This is a genomic window from Campylobacter sputorum, assembly GCF_002220775.1.
In the GTDB taxonomy this organism is placed as follows: domain Bacteria; phylum Campylobacterota; class Campylobacteria; order Campylobacterales; family Campylobacteraceae; genus Campylobacter_F; species Campylobacter_F bovis.
In genome coordinates, this window is the sequence record NZ_CP019685.1 from 1,182,217 (window position 1) to 1,196,834 (window position 14,618).

The window sequence follows — 14,618 nt, forward strand, 5'->3', positions numbered from 1 at the left end:
CACTAATATAAATTAAAATTTGGTATTTGATGGAAATATTGTTAAAAATTTATTATCTTCTCCCATATCAATATACTCACTTTTACTTCTATAATATCCAAAAAATCATATAAAAAACATTATCTACAATTTTCTATACCTACCCCAAAAACATATATTAATGTTAAAGCAAAAGCTAAGATATCTTTTTCATATTTTTATTTAAATTATCTTCTACTCCCAACTATGAGTTACTGTACCTTTGTCAGTTTCTACAATGGTTTCTAATAAATTACAATCACTTTCTAAACCTAAATTTTTTGTTTGACCAAAATCTAACTTTATATAAAATTTTGATTCATCTTCTCTAGATACAGGAACCCACCCTAATTGATTATTAAAAGTATGAAAAAATATACCATCATCTGTGTTCTTAATTACATAAGTTTCATTATTCAACACAATTGTTGTTTCACAATTCCCCCTATTTGCTATTACTTTATATATAGTTAAATCATCTACTTTAGAAGTTATCTGTAAGCACCTATAATTTCCTCCTATGCCAGAACAAATATTACTATTTATCTCAAACAAATCATCTTCATCTTGTGCATATGTATTTGTCCCCATGATCAAACAAAAAGATAAAAATAAAATTAATTTTTTCATTTTTCTACCCTCTTATAACCAAATCTTTTATAGCATCTAAAATTTGCATATCATTATTTTTATCGCCGTTTAAAAGAGTAGTCAAAAAACCAACATCTAATTCTTCTGAAATAATGAAATATACAGGTGTTCCATTGCGACCAACAGGATAATCTTTACCACTCATACTTTTATTATATCTCATTCCTACTCGTATTTTACCGCACACTTCACTTATTCCATAAGCTACCTCAAATCCACCTCTATCAAACAAAATTTTTGCACCACTTTTAAATGGATATATTTGATTTTTATTCTGATTCATAATTCCTCCTTTAAAGTATTTAAACAAATCTATTATACACCCCCCTCCCCCATAAAAAATTTCTTAAAAATTATAATAAAAGTAGTAAATTAATAATTTTATGAAATTGTGTAAATTTTAGAAAATATAATTAATATTTTAAATTTATCTTAAGTCACAATTATGGTAAATCTATGTATTTTACTAAGCTAATTGTCTTTTTCATTACAATTTTATTTGACTAAATAAAAGCATTTTAACCAAGTTTATAGCTTTTTATTATGTTTTTCTTACTTAAATTTCTAAAATTTTTACTTAATATAAAAGTCCCATTGTAAGTATTAATAAGCATTACAAAAGCCATACAATCTGATAATATAATAACACAAAAGTTCAAATTATTAAAAAAGTATTGCGTTGCATTATTTAGGACATTTAAAACAATGTTGTAAGTTTTTTGAATTATTTACTTTTTTGCATAAAAAATACATAAATTTTGCAAATTTGCTTTTGAGTTCTCATTTTTTCAAATTACTAACTTTTTCTCTTTTTTACATTTTACATAAGATATATCAATTTTATAAACCAAAAAGTTATTTTATACTACTCCCAAACACACTCTTGATTTATTTCTACATACTCTTTTAAGCTTTCAAAAGGAGCATATTCGCCCTTATAAGCCAAGCTTGGACAATCTTTTACATAAAAACCTAAGTAAATCCAACGAAGATTATTTATCCTTGCTATCATTATTTGCCTAAGAAGAGAAAACTTACCCAAACTATACCAAGAATACTCTGGATCATAATAACAATAAATAGAACTTATTCCGTTATTTACAAAGTCTACAAGATCAACACAAATTAATTTTTTCCCATCATAATACGAAATTTCTTTACCAAACTCCCCTGCTCCATCTACATAAAGTTCATAATATTTTTGATAACTAAGTTCATAAAATTTCCAATCTTTTTTATTACTCATATACATATGATATTTACTATAAAGCTTTAGATGTTCTTCATCGCAAATTGGGCTTGATATGTATGATAGTGTATTTTTATTACGCTTTATCGCCTTTTTTGCACTTTTTGTAAATTTAAAATTCTTAGCATCTATTCTTATAGAAACACATTCATTACAATTTTGACATATAGGTTTTGAATAATATCTTCCAAAACGCCTATATCCATGTTCTGTTAACGTAGTATTTAAATTAAAACTTGCATCAAAAACATATTTATAAGAACTTCTTGAAGCTTTAGCGTCAAGATATGGGCAAGGCGAACTAAGAGTGCAAAAATCGATGCTTATCATATCTTTTTTATATTATTATATCCTGCGTATTTTAAAAACTCGTCTTTTAAGTCGTCTAATTTATCTTGATGACTTTTTAAACCATCTTCATCTTTGAAAATATCTTTAAATTCATCTCTATTTGGATTTTGTCTTGGTTTTTTTGTCTTTTTTAGTGCTAAATTTACATCTTTTTGTAGCTCTTTTTTTATCTCTTTTAAGCTATCTAAAAAATCATTCATTATCAACTCCTATGCTTTTTTAAAGTTGCACTTATAACAGCTACCAACTCATCTTTATTCTCATTTATTTCATCTTTGGTATTTTCTAAAATGGATTGTAAATTTTTTTCAACATAAGATGTATCAAAAAATCCTCTTCTAAACTCTCTTCTTTTGGAAATAGTTAGTAAAAATGGTATGATTGTTTTAACTCCTTCTATGGTAAATTCATCTAATGCACGCTCTAATTTATTTACAGCTAAATCATAGCTACTTGATCTAACCATCAATTTTGCAAGAAGTGAATCATAAAATGGAGGTATTGAATAATCTTTATATATATGACTATCAACACGCACAGATGGTCCAAGTGCTGGGTAATACTCTTTAATAGTTCCAAGAGCTGGAGTAAAGTTTTTCCAAACATCTTCAGCTGTAATTCTAGCTTCTATGGCAAAACCATATGGCTTTATATCACTTTGCTCTAATTCCAAAATTTCACCATTTGCACTTCTTATTTGCCTAACTATTAAATCAATACCGGTTATTTCTTCTGTTATACCATGTTCTACTTGAATTCTAGTATTCATTTCCATAAAATAGAAATTATTGTAATCATCAAGCAAAAACTCTACTGTTCCAACATTTGAATAATTTACAGCCTTTGCAGCAGAAACAGCAGCAACGCCCATAACTTTGCGTAAATTTTCACTTATTGTTGGACAAGGTGCAATCTCTATAATCTTTTGATGTCTTCTTTGGATTGAGCAATCTCTTTCGCATAAATGTATTATATTGCCATAATTATCGCCTAAAATTTGAAACTCTATATGTCTAGGATTTACAACAAGTTTTTCCATGAAAACTTCATCATTATTAAAGTATTTTAATGCCTCTCTTTTACAAGACTCATAAGCACTTTCCATATCCTTTTCATCCCAAACTTCTCTTATGCCACGACCTCCTCCGCCTCCACTAGCTTTTAATATAACAGGATAACCTATCTTTGCAGCATAATCTTTTATAGTTTGCATATCTTCTTGATTTAACGGCTCAGTCCCTGGAACAACTGGAATTCCATTTTTTTTCATCAAATATCTAGCTATATTTTTATTTCCCATTTTTCTTATAACATCAGGACTTGGTCCTATAAAAATTAGCCCTGTATCTTCAACTTCTTTTGCAAATTCATAATTTTCACTTAAAAATCCATATCCTGGATGTATAGCATCAGCACCGCAATCTTTTGCTACTTTTACTATGGCTTTTGCATCCAAATATCCTTTAAGAGGATCTTCTCCCATGCAAATTGCCTCATCTGCAACTTTTACATGCAAACATTCTCTATCAGGCTCAGTAAAAATAGCAACAGAGTCTATATGTAAATCCTTGCAAGCCCTAACGATGCGAACCGCTATTTCACCACGATTTGCTATAAGTATTTTCTTTATCATCCCTTACCTTAAATTTATTAATTAATTATAGTCGCTATAATATCATAAAATAACTAAAATAAAAAAAATACTTAAATTCTTAAGCCAATTTGTTAAATTTAAGAATAATTTGATATAATACGCATTCTGTTTATATTTATGCGCCCTTAGCTCAGCTGGATAGAGCATTTGATTGCGGTTCAAAAGGTCAGAGATTCGAATTCTCTAGGGCGTACCATTTTACTTAATTTCGACTATATTTGTAAATATTATTAAATTTAAGACTAAAATTACTTTAATGTTGCTATTAATTAAAACAAAAAATAGCAACAAATATAAAAAATTAAAGCTTACTTGAGTGCAAATTTAATCGGCACTTCAAAAGTAGTGCTAACATCTATCTTTGGAAATTTATTTTTGACTGATTGTATAACAGATATAACTGTATCATCTAAAATTTTATGACCAGAAGATTTAGCAACCTTTAAATTTGCAACATCGCCATTTTTATGATATGCAAATTCAATAACTGAAACACCTTGTTTTCTCATCCTTCTAGCAACTCTTGGATAATTTTTTTGAGCTTGCTTTGCTATGATAGCTTGAATTTGTGCACCTATATCTGCTTTTTGGGCTGGAGTCAAACTTTGAGATGTGTTTTGCCCTCAACATCATTTTTTATAAACTCATACCATTTTTGCATACTTTCTGGAACTTCCAATATGTTACAAAGAACAGCTAAATTTATTTAAAAATTGTCCTATTTTGTCCTATTTCTGATAAAAGCATATTATAAATTCTAATACCATACGCTGATCGCATTTGTTGAATATCTTTAAATTTAGCTGAGTGAAGTTTTTTTCTAAATTTATTAGATATTGCATCAAACTATCATTTAACTTGTATTTTATGTATTCATCACCCTCAAAAACAACTTTAAAAATTTTAAAATCCTTAAATTTTAAAACCTTTTTAACATATTTTTTGTATAATTCGCATTTTTAACACATAAGGTTATAACACAAAAAATGAAAAATATATTTGCATTACTTTTAATATTTATAAATTTATCATTTGCTTATGAAAATATCACAATTGAAGATGGATATAGCTTTATATATAAAGATAATAATTGTAGCGATGAGACAAATTCAACTCAAATTTACATAAATTATTATGATAAAAATAGCAATTTAGATGGTAAAAATAACAAATATTATGGGCATATTTTTACAAAGGGAAATGTATATACTTTTTCAGATGTTACACCAAAAGAAGACGAAAATAAAACTATTTTTAATATCAAAACCAAAAATATATCAGTAAAAGCAAATGTTATAAATGATCATTTTGAGGGAGTAATTAAGCTAAATAACACAACACAAGATATAAATGCCTCTCTTGATAAAAAGTATTCTCTTATAATGATAACAGCAAAAGCAAATTTCGAGCAAATATCACAAAGAGATTTTATATTTAAAAAAAGCTTTGTTTATGATGCTATAGATTTTAAAGATCAAAACTCTTCTCAAATGCGGTTTAAGATGGCAAATTTATTAAAAAATAGTTATCTAGACGAATTATCAAATTGGTATAACGAATTTTTTGCATCAAATAATGTAAATTTTAACAGCCCTACTTTTATAAGATACAATAACAATTTAGAAAATATCTACTATAAAAAAGGCGATTTGAGCATATTTTTAACAGATGAATATTTTTATAGTGGTGGTGCTCACGATAATACAAGCAAACAATATGAAGTTAATTATAAAGAAAAAAAACTTGAATTAAGTGACATTTTAAAAGATATCCATGATGAAAGCTTAATTTCTATGATTTGGGATAAAGTAAAAGTTTATGCTTATATAAAACAAAGTGATCTTGAAATTTCAAAGAATTTTTCAATATCTCCTTATGGTATTACTTTTGTGTATAATCCTTATGAGATTGGTCCTTTTTCTGCTGGAATCATAGAAGCATTTTTTAAATTTAGCGAAATTAAACCATTTTTAAAAGATGAATTTTTAAGTATATTATAAAGCTATTCAAACAATACAAACGGTAATTCTAAGGTATTTTTTATTATATTAAATGGTGTTAATAAAGTATCTTTTAGTATTTGTGTTTCGTATTTTGGCTCATCTATCGTTCCGCTTATTTTTATAACTGTTGATATAGTTCTTTCTTTTCCTAATATAATCTGATTTACAAGCGGGATTTTATTTATGATACTACTTGCGTCTTTTAAAAGTTTTAACTCTAAGTCTATATCTATTTGCCCATTGCTTAAATTTATAACACCTCGTCCACCTATGTCAGCACTACTTCCGGTTAAATTTATAGCTTTAAAATTCAGTATATCTCCATTTCTACTAAAGTAAATTTTGCCACTATTTACAGTAAATCCATCTGAATTAAAATCAGGAGTTTTAAAAACTAGCAACGAAGGAATTGTATTTAAAAATGTAAGAAATTGATGATAAAATATATAATCTTTTAAATATGTATCTTTTAGAATAATCTCAGCATTATAGTTTTTTGCATTTCTGCCAAGCAAATGCAAATCAAATTTACCACCTTCAAAACTTTTAGAACCAAACAAAGAATTTAAAAATTCTCCATTTAATTTAGTAACATCCAAAATAAGCTTATCATTATTTGATATTAAATGGAAATTTCCGTTATCTTTTTTAGCTAAAAGCTCTATATTTTTACCTTTTATATCGCCACTATAGCTATCAAACGGTATTGTTTTATTAAGATCAAGCAAAATCAAATTTGAATTTTGTGCATCTATATGAACTGATAATCCATTAGAACTATTCTCATCGTTATTTGCACTATCTTTGTATATAAAATCAAGATTTTTTAAATTTATATTCAAAAAAGAGTTTTTATATGAAAAATTAAAAAAATCACTTTTTGAATAACCTTTTATATAATCTTTTGATACTATAAATTTAAAACTATCCATATCGTATTTTGTGCCATCTTTTTTAATAAACGGAACATCAAAAATTACATTTTGAGCACTTATATCAAAATTTTCAAAATCTTGAGTTTTTATATCTAAATTACTACCACTTTTTATACCTACATCATTTAAAAGTGCACTATACTGCACTACATCTGATAAACTTTGTATATTTATTAAATTTAAATCAGATAAAATAATCTTAGTATTTAACTCATTTATATCTAAAATTGTTGCGTTTTTTTCGAAATTCATATCTATATGAAGTGGTTTTTGCTCAAATTTTACTATGGAATTTTTTTCATTTGCTTTTATATCTAGGTCACAAATAGCTTCAAATTTAGCACTATTTTTATCTGTATATATATCTCCATTTAAATTTTTAGCATCCAAAAAACTATTTGATAGATGAGAATTTTCAATTCTAACTAAAGAGTTATTTTCTAGGATTATTTTGGCATACTCACTGAAAAATGGCGATTTGGATATATTTATATCTGCATTTTTAAGCTCAAATACACCGCTAGCTTTAGTTAGCAAGTTTTTAAAAGTTATATTTAGATATAAATCTGTTTTTAATTCACCTTTTTTTTGAATTATAGGGATATTAATATCATAAACTTTTAGTATATCTTGGACTTTTTCATCAAGCAAAGAATCTGTTTTTATATTTATGTCTATATTTGTATTATTACCAAATAAATCATTTATAGCAACACTTGAGCCATCTAGTGATTTATCGTAGTATTTTGGATTTTTTAAAACAAAAGATAAAACCCCGTTTTTTAAACTAATATTTGCATCATCTACATTAACTTCTTTAACATTCTTATCAAATTTTATTTTTAAATCCTTAGCTTTTGCATTTCCTTCCATGTGATCAAAATGCATATTTTTATTTTTTAAATCCATCATGCCGCTAAGATTTTGTATAAAATATTCCCTAGCTATAATATGACCATATATCCACTCTTTTACCTCTTTATCTATCCATTTATTCTCTTCTATTTCTCTCATGAGACCTTTTAAAGATATTGCATAGACATTTGAAAAATTGTAATATAGCTTATTTTTTTGTACTCTTAATCTCAAATCTCCATTTACCTCATGCGAAACAAATGTTCCTTTGAAATCATAATCATAACTTTTGCCATCAAGCACTCCTGTGCCGCAAATAGTTGCATTAAAATCTTTAAGAGCTATCTCTTTTGTATCTATTATGATTTTATCGCCTTTTGTATCAAAAGAAGCGTTTAATCTAACATATGGCATATCTACAAAAAACATATTATTTTGAAAAACCATATCAAATTTCAAATCACCATAATGCAAATTTTCTACCACAATACTAGAAAACAATGAATTTAATAGATTTATTTTTTTTGTTAAATTTAATATATCTATATTGTTTGAAGAGTTATTTTTTTTATTTTGAGTATTTATTTGTATATCTTTTGTGGCTAAAATAAGTTTTTTATCTAATTTTATATATAATTGACCAATATGAAAAGTTTTGAAATCCAAATTTTGGATATTTATCCCACTTTTGAGAAAATAAAAAAGGACAAATATGGCAAACAAAAGAACAATAAAAAAAATTGTTATTTTTTTAAAAATGCTAGAAATTGTTCTCATAGTTTTCCTTTTTTTACTACTCTACCTTAGCAGACCTGTATATACAAGCAAGGTTGTATTTTTACCGCAAGGTAGTATAAGCACGATTATAGCATATTTACAAGATAGAAATTTCAATCTAAGCAAAATAGATAAATTTTTTTTAGCAATGATTGGGCAACCTCAATCAGGTTGGATAGATATCGGCGAGACAAAACTTAGCAAATACGATTTCTTATACAAACTTACAACAGCAAAAGCAGCTATGAATGAAATCACACTGATACCTGGAGAAACAACTGTTGTATTTTTAAATTTGCTATCAAAACAACTAAATTTAAACTTTGATACTTTATATAAAGAATATACTGAAAATGCTCCACTTACAGAAGGTTTTTTGGTACCTGAAACATACAAAATTCCAAAAGGCATTAGCGAAAGACACCTTATTTATTATCTTATCAACACATCTAAAAATCAACATAAACAAATAAGTGAAAAAATATTTGGTAACTTTAACAAAACTAGCTGGATAGAGTATTTGGTAGTAGCATCAATAATACAAAAAGAAGCAGCAAATTCTGAAGAAATGCCGCTTGTGTCGTCTGTTATATACAATAGACTTAAAAAAAATATGAAATTGCAAATGGATGGAACGCTAAATTACGGAATTTATTCTCACGATGTAATAACAGCAGATAGAATAAAATCAGACACTAGCAAATTTAATACATATCTATACGAAGGATTGCCAGAAATTCCTATTTGTACTGTTAGTTTTGATAGCATAAAAGCGGCTATTTTCCCAGCAAAAAGCGACTATTTGTATTTTGTTTTAGATAAGAAAAATAAAAAACATATATTTTCAAAAACATATAAAGAACATATAAATGTCATAAATAGACAAAGAAAATAATCAAATTTAATTTTTAAAAAAATTTTATTTAATATAATAATGATAAAATAATATCAATTTAAAAAAAGGAGTAAATTATGAGCGATATTGTCTACACTTACACCGATGAAGCCCCAGCTATGGCTACATTTTCTTTATACCCAATTATAAAGAAATTTTTAAATGAAGCTGATATTAGCATATCCCTAGCAGATATATCTTTAGCAGGAAGGATTATGGCAAATTTTTCACAAGATTTAAGGCCAGATCAAGGAATTCCAGATTACTTAGAAATACTTGGAGATTCAACAAATGATAAATTTGCAAATATAATCAAGCTTCCAAATATCTCAGCTTCAATTCCACAACTAAATGCTGCCATAGATGAGTTAAGAAAAAAAGGGATAAATGTTCCGCTATATCCAACTAATCCTAAAAATGATAACGAAAAAGAGATTAATGAAATATACGCAAAAGTTTTAGGAAGTGCAGTTAATCCAGTACTTAGACAAGGAAATTCTGATAGAAGAAGTGTAAAAGCAGTAAAAGACTATGCAAAAGAATTTCCACACAAAGTTGGCTCGTGGGATAAAAGTAGTAAAACGTGCGTAAGATATATGAATGATGGCGATTTTTATTCAAACGAAAAATCACGCCTTTTTGATGAAATAACAAAGTTAAAAGTAGAGTTTATATCTAAAAATGGCGAAAAATCTATTTTAAAACAAAATTTGTCTATACAAAAAAATGAAATAGTTGATGCAACTTTTATGAGCGTAAATAAACTAGAGGATTTTTTGCAAAAATGCATTGATGAAGCCAAGAAAAACAATATTATTTTTTCCATACATTTAAAAGCTACAATGATGAAAATAAGTGATCCAGTGATATTTGGACATGCTGTGCGTGTGTATTTTAAAGAACTATTTAATGAGTTTAAAGATGAAATAAACAAGCTTAAATTTAATGAAAAAGATGGCTTAAAAGATCTTGAAAACAAGCTAGAAAATTCAAATTTAAAAGATAAAATTAAATCAAAATTAGTTCAAATTTATAATAATAATCCAAGAATAGCTATGGTAGATAGTAATAAAGGCATAACAAATTTGCATGTTCCAAGCGATATCATAGTTGATGCTTCAATGGCAGCAATGATAAGAAATGGCGGTAAAATGTGGGATAAAGATGGCAAAGCAGATGATTGTATGGCAGTAATTCCAGATAAAACATACGCTACACTTTATGAAAGCGTAATAGAAAATTTAAAAGAACATGGCAAATTAGACCCTGCAAAAATCGGCTCAGTTTCTAACATAGGATTAATGGCAAAAAAAGCTGAAGAATACGGAAGCCATGATAAAACTTTCATAATGCAAAATGACGGAACCATAATAGTAAGCGATGATAAAAACAGAGAAATATTTAAATTTGAAGTTTGCAAAGGCGACATTTTTAGAATGTGTCAAGCAAAAGATGATGCCATAAAAAACTGGGTCGAATTAGCAGTAAATAGAGCTAAAATCACAAAATCTAAGACTATTTTTTGGCTAGATGAAAAAAGAGCTCACGACAATATAATGATAAATCAAGTAAAAAAATATCTTAAAGAGCTTGACACAAATGGGCTTGATTTAGAAATTTTAGCCCCGCAAGATGCAGCTAAACTAACACTAGAAACCATAAGAAAAGGCAAAGATGTCATAAGCGTAACAGGAAATGTTTTAAGGGATTATTTAACAGATCTTTTTCCTATATTAGAACTTGGAACAAGTGCGAAAATGCTTTCTGTTGTGCCACTTTTGCAAGGTGGCGGTATGTTTGAAACTGGAGCTGGCGGAAGTGCTCCAAAAATTGCCGAACAGCTAATAAAAGAAAATCATTTAAGGTGGGATAGCTTGGGAGAATTTTTAGCGCTTAGTGCTTCTCTTGATCATCTCTATAGAGTAAAAAATATAAATAATGCACTTATACTTTCTAACACTCTTGAAGAGGCAATATCAATGCTTCTTAAAAATGATAGATCACCAAAGAAAAATGTAGGTGAGCTTGATAATAGAGGGAGTCATTTTTATTTGGCACTTTACTGGGCTTTAAGCTTAGCTAAAAATGGCAAAGAACTATCTTGTAAATTTAAAAATATAGCAAAAAGCCTTCAAGATAATGAAGAAAAAATACTAGATGAGTTATCAAAAGTTCAAGGAAACAGCGTAGATGTAAGAGGATATTATAAATTTGATGATGAAAAAATGAGTGAAATTATGCGTCCTAGCAAAACACTAAATGACATTATAAACAAATAAAAAGGGGTGCCTAGTGCATCCTTTTTTCTATATATTCATCAACATACTCTTTTATGTTAAACTCTAAGTCGTATTCTTGCAATATTTTATACACATCCTCAACATTAGCCCCACAAAAATACGCACTAACACCACAACTACTTGATAAAAATCTAGGCGTTGATATGAGTTTAACTTTTATATCATTAGCACGCAAAATTTTCTCAGTTGCGAAAGCACCAGCACTTGTTGGGAATGTTATATATCCACTTGTCATTATAATACCTTGTATGATTACTCTTAAAAAACATTTTACAAAATATCTTTTTAAATTTAGATTATTTTATGTTTTTGTTAAAATCTTTTTTAATGTTTCTATCAGTTTTTCAAGCTCTTCTATGGTATTAAAAAATCCTGGCGATATCCTTAAAGCACCATCTGGATAAGTAGAATAAAATTTATGTGTACTAGGATTGCAATGCAAAGAAGCCCTAGTTAAAAATCCATTATAATCAAGTCTGTTTGCCAAATCAGAAATACACATAGATTTTGCGATAATACTTAAATTTGATATACTTTTATAATCATTTGGTGTTTTTAAAATTATTAAATCATCTATTTTTGAAATTTCTTTAAGAAGATAGTCTTTTAACATAATTTCGTGAGAAAAAATATTTTTGATGCCAATTTTATTTATAAAATCAATTCCAGCACCTATACTTGCTATACCATGACCATTTTGAGTTCCGCTTTCTAGCATATCAGGCATAAACATAGGTTGAGTTTCAAGCTCAGATTTACTACCTGTTCCGCCTTGCATAAAAGGCGTTATAGAACTTATTTCAAAGTCATCATTTATAACCAAAATCCCAGTTCCTTGTATACCAAAAAGCCCTTTATGACCGCTTGCACACAAAATATCTATAAAATCATCTTTCATATTAATATCAACTATACCTATGCTTTGGGCTCCATCAAGCAAAGTTATAACGCCTAGTTTTTTTGCTACTTTAAATATGTCTTTTATTGGAAAAATTGCACCGCTTACATTATTTGCATGCATTAAGCATATTAATTTTGAACCTTTTAGAGTTTCTTCATAGTTTATAATGTGCCCAAATTTATCAACTTCAAGAATTTTTACTATTATATTCTTTTTATTTTGTAAAAAATTTAGCACTCTTTTTACAGAATTATGCTCAAATGGCGAGGTTACTACAATATCACCTTCTTTTACAACTCCATTAATAGCTAAATTTAAAGAATGTGTTGCATTATAAGTAAAAACAACATTTAGAGGATTTTTGAGCCCAAGTAAATTTGCCAATTTTTCTCTTGTATCAAATATGATTTTACCAGCTTCAATGGACATTGTGTGTCCACTTCTACCAGCATTTGCACCATAATTTTCCAAAAAATCCACTAAAGCTGTTTTTACGCATTCTGGTTTTGGAAAAGATGTTGCGGCATTATCTAAATAAATCATTTTTTCATTAATTTGATAGTAATAACACCATTTTTATTATCTTCGCCCAATATAGAATAACCATAACTTAAAGCTAATCTTTTTGTATTTTCTTGTGCTGCCCCACAATCAACAATGAGCTCTATTTCTTTTTCTCCCTTATCAAACTCATTTTTTAATAATATTACCGGTGTTGGACATGAAAGTCCAGTTGCATCTACTTTCACTATCTCTCCTTTGCAAAAAATCCTAAAATTAGACAAAATACAAGACCTATTATAACCATATAAGGACCAAATACACTAACTCCAGCTCCAGATGAAGCTAGAGCAAAATTATGCGAAAATGCAGCTCCTACAATTATTCCAATAACAAAAATTCCAGCATCGCTATCACCTTCTCCACTAAGCGTTAGTTGTCTTCCTGGACACCCTCCAGCTAATGCAAATGCCAAACCACAAAGAACCATACTTAGAAAATTCCATACAATATCATTATGCGCAATTGGCTGATTTGTAAATCCGAGATGAAATTGTCCTAAAACCAAATTCACAACAAAAACACCAACAAATAGGGCTAAAACACCTTGTAATAGATGTGTATCTTTAAATAAAATTGTATCTCTAAAAGCAGCTATTGTGCAAAATCTTGATCTTTGAGTTAAAACTCCAATTATTAATCCAGCAATTATAGATATAACGATATTTGCATGATTACTGCCAGGTCCTTTTTGTGAAAAAAATATAGGTAAATTTTCACCAAAACTAAATTTTGTTATAAGAAAAACAAATAAAATCAACATAAAGATAGGAATTAAAAGAGATTCAATTTTAGAAATATTCTTGCTTTTTCCAAGACTATAGCCATTTTTTAAAAATATACTAGCTATAAATATACCAACAAAAAGTCCTACAATACCAGCTATTGCACTAAGATCTCCGCCGCCTAGTCTTATCCAAGCTCTCCAAGGACAACCTAAAAATACAAGTGCACCAATGGAAGCAAAAACTCCAAGAAAAAATCTCATTAAAGGCGAAGACCCTCCACGAGGACGAAATTCTTTAAAAAACATAGATGAGATAAAAGCACCAAAAACCAAGCCAATAATTTCAGGTCTTATATACTGAACTATACTAGCTCTATGAAGACCTATTGCACCACTTATATCTCTCAAAAAACAAGCACCACAAAATCCCATATTACCAGGATTTCCAAAATATACAAGCAAAGAAGCTATTGCTCCTATTGCAAATCCAGCTATTATAGGAATAACAGCAATTCTCATGATTTTCCCTTTGATTAAGAAATGTAACACTAACCTAGTGCAGATAACGATATTATATCAAAAATTTTTATAAATCAATAAAATTAAGTATGTATTATTTTATATTTTTAATTTACCAATCTTACTATATCTATAATTGCAAAGTAAAAATAATTTTAAGCTACAATATATGATGAATAATTTAGAATAATTCTAAATTTAACTATAAATTAAATATTTTTA

At 27.7% G+C, this 14,618-nt stretch carries 14 protein-coding genes, 1 tRNA gene and 1 pseudogene; 4 read left to right on the plus strand and 12 right to left on the minus strand.

The genetic code is table 11. From position 1 onward, the window contains the following. Window positions 1-213 precede the first annotated feature (213 nt). The 5 genes from CSPB_RS05830 to CSPB_RS05850 form a co-directional block, all read right to left on the minus strand. The gene (locus CSPB_RS05830; RefSeq protein WP_089193522.1) at window positions 214-648 is read right to left on the minus strand and encodes a hypothetical protein; all 435 of its coding nucleotides are present in this window, start codon (window positions 646-648) and stop codon (window positions 214-216) included. Window positions 649-652: 4 nt separating this feature from the next. Further along, on the minus strand, window positions 653-952 hold the full coding sequence (locus tag CSPB_RS05835; protein ID WP_089193523.1) for a hypothetical protein: 300 nt from the start codon (window positions 950-952) through the stop codon (window positions 653-655). Window positions 953-1,534: 582 nt separating this feature from the next. Further along, entirely contained in the window at window positions 1,535-2,248 is a 714-nt protein-coding gene (locus tag CSPB_RS05840) for an arginyltransferase (protein WP_089193524.1), read from the minus strand. Further along, on the minus strand, window positions 2,245-2,469 hold the full coding sequence (locus CSPB_RS05845) for a hypothetical protein (RefSeq protein WP_089193525.1): 225 nt from the start codon (window positions 2,467-2,469) through the stop codon (window positions 2,245-2,247). Before CSPB_RS05845 ends, CSPB_RS05840 begins: the two co-directional genes overlap by 4 nt. A gap of 2 nt (window positions 2,470-2,471) precedes the next feature. After that, the gene (locus CSPB_RS05850) at window positions 2,472-3,902 is read right to left on the minus strand and encodes an acetyl-CoA carboxylase subunit A (protein WP_089193526.1); all 1,431 of its coding nucleotides are present in this window, start codon (window positions 3,900-3,902) and stop codon (window positions 2,472-2,474) included. A 140-nt stretch (window positions 3,903-4,042) separates the two neighbouring features. On the opposite strand from CSPB_RS05850, the gene CSPB_RS05855 reads away from it, so the two are divergent. Further along, window positions 4,043-4,119 (plus strand) — tRNA-Arg (locus CSPB_RS05855). Between the two features lie 112 nt (window positions 4,120-4,231). On the opposite strand, the gene CSPB_RS05860 is transcribed toward CSPB_RS05855, so the two are convergent. Together CSPB_RS05860 and CSPB_RS09135 are read right to left on the minus strand one after the other, a co-directional pair. Beyond that, the gene (locus CSPB_RS05860; RefSeq protein ID WP_089193527.1) at window positions 4,232-4,525 is read right to left on the minus strand and encodes an energy transducer TonB; all 294 of its coding nucleotides are present in this window, start codon (window positions 4,523-4,525) and stop codon (window positions 4,232-4,234) included. Between the two features lie 126 nt (window positions 4,526-4,651). Beyond that, window positions 4,652-4,858, minus strand: a pseudogene (locus CSPB_RS09135) (RepB family plasmid replication initiator protein); the annotation flags it as partial. Window positions 4,859-4,909: 51 nt separating this feature from the next. Here CSPB_RS09135 and CSPB_RS08845 point away from each other — a divergent pair. Continuing rightward, the gene (locus tag CSPB_RS08845) at window positions 4,910-5,923 is read left to right on the plus strand and encodes an RsiV family protein (RefSeq protein WP_227484128.1); all 1,014 of its coding nucleotides are present in this window, start codon (window positions 4,910-4,912) and stop codon (window positions 5,921-5,923) included. A gap of 2 nt (window positions 5,924-5,925) precedes the next feature. On the opposite strand, the gene CSPB_RS05875 is transcribed toward CSPB_RS08845, so the two are convergent. Further along, the gene (locus tag CSPB_RS05875) at window positions 5,926-8,382 is read right to left on the minus strand and encodes a YhdP family protein (RefSeq protein ID WP_161492192.1); all 2,457 of its coding nucleotides are present in this window, start codon (window positions 8,380-8,382) and stop codon (window positions 5,926-5,928) included. A gap of 46 nt (window positions 8,383-8,428) precedes the next feature. On the opposite strand from CSPB_RS05875, the gene mltG reads away from it, so the two are divergent. Both mltG and CSPB_RS05885 read left to right on the plus strand, forming a co-directional pair. Then, window positions 8,429-9,388 (plus strand): endolytic transglycosylase MltG, encoded by a 960-nt coding sequence (gene mltG, locus CSPB_RS05880; protein WP_089193530.1) that lies wholly within the window; start codon window positions 8,429-8,431, stop codon window positions 9,386-9,388. Window positions 9,389-9,465: 77 nt separating this feature from the next. Next, a complete protein-coding gene (locus CSPB_RS05885; RefSeq protein WP_089193531.1) occupies window positions 9,466-11,667 on the plus strand; it encodes an NADP-dependent isocitrate dehydrogenase in 2,202 nt (733 codons plus the stop codon). 10 nt (window positions 11,668-11,677) lie between these two features. Here CSPB_RS05885 and CSPB_RS05890 read toward each other — a convergent pair whose 3' ends face one another. From CSPB_RS05890 to yedE, 4 genes are all read right to left on the minus strand, one after another. Beyond that, entirely contained in the window at window positions 11,678-11,923 is a 246-nt protein-coding gene (locus CSPB_RS05890; RefSeq protein ID WP_033915964.1) for a putative Se/S carrier protein, read from the minus strand. A 66-nt stretch (window positions 11,924-11,989) separates the two neighbouring features. After that, window positions 11,990-13,132, minus strand: coding sequence for an aminotransferase class V-fold PLP-dependent enzyme (locus CSPB_RS05895; protein WP_089193532.1), 1,143 nt, complete (start codon window positions 13,130-13,132; stop codon window positions 11,990-11,992). After that, on the minus strand, window positions 13,129-13,338 hold the full coding sequence (locus CSPB_RS05900) for a sulfurtransferase TusA family protein (protein WP_052137608.1): 210 nt from the start codon (window positions 13,336-13,338) through the stop codon (window positions 13,129-13,131). The genes CSPB_RS05895 and CSPB_RS05900 overlap by 4 nt, the downstream gene beginning before the upstream one ends. Further along, window positions 13,338-14,396, minus strand: coding sequence for a YedE family putative selenium transporter (yedE, locus tag CSPB_RS05905; protein ID WP_089193533.1), 1,059 nt, complete (start codon window positions 14,394-14,396; stop codon window positions 13,338-13,340). The genes CSPB_RS05900 and yedE overlap by 1 nt, the downstream gene beginning before the upstream one ends. Between the last annotated feature and the right edge of the window lie 222 nt (window positions 14,397-14,618).

Bases quoted from the DNA above. Each gene is read 5' to 3' on its own strand.
- CSPB_RS05885 (WP_089193531.1), top strand. From the start codon at position 9,466: ATGAGCGATATTGTCTACACTTACACCGATGAAGCCCCAGCTATGGCT.
- CSPB_RS08845 (WP_227484128.1), top strand. From the start codon at position 4,910: ATGAAAAATATATTTGCATTACTTTTAATATTTATAAATTTATCATTT.
- CSPB_RS05830 (WP_089193522.1), bottom strand. From the start codon at position 648: ATGAAAAAATTAATTTTATTTTTATCTTTTTGTTTGATCATGGGGACA.
- CSPB_RS05835 (WP_089193523.1), bottom strand. From the start codon at position 952: ATGAATCAGAATAAAAATCAAATATATCCATTTAAAAGTGGTGCAAAA.
- CSPB_RS05895 (WP_089193532.1), bottom strand. From the start codon at position 13,132: ATGATTTATTTAGATAATGCCGCAACATCTTTTCCAAAACCAGAATGC.
- CSPB_RS05850 (WP_089193526.1), bottom strand. From the start codon at position 3,902: ATGATAAAGAAAATACTTATAGCAAATCGTGGTGAAATAGCGGTTCGC.
- CSPB_RS05845 (WP_089193525.1), bottom strand. From the start codon at position 2,469: ATGAATGATTTTTTAGATAGCTTAAAAGAGATAAAAAAAGAGCTACAA.
- CSPB_RS05840 (WP_089193524.1), bottom strand. From the start codon at position 2,248: ATGATAAGCATCGATTTTTGCACTCTTAGTTCGCCTTGCCCATATCTT.
- mltG (WP_089193530.1), top strand. From the start codon at position 8,429: ATGGCAAACAAAAGAACAATAAAAAAAATTGTTATTTTTTTAAAAATG.
- CSPB_RS05890 (WP_033915964.1), bottom strand. From the start codon at position 11,923: ATGACAAGTGGATATATAACATTCCCAACAAGTGCTGGTGCTTTCGCA.
- yedE (WP_089193533.1), bottom strand. From the start codon at position 14,396: ATGAGAATTGCTGTTATTCCTATAATAGCTGGATTTGCAATAGGAGCA.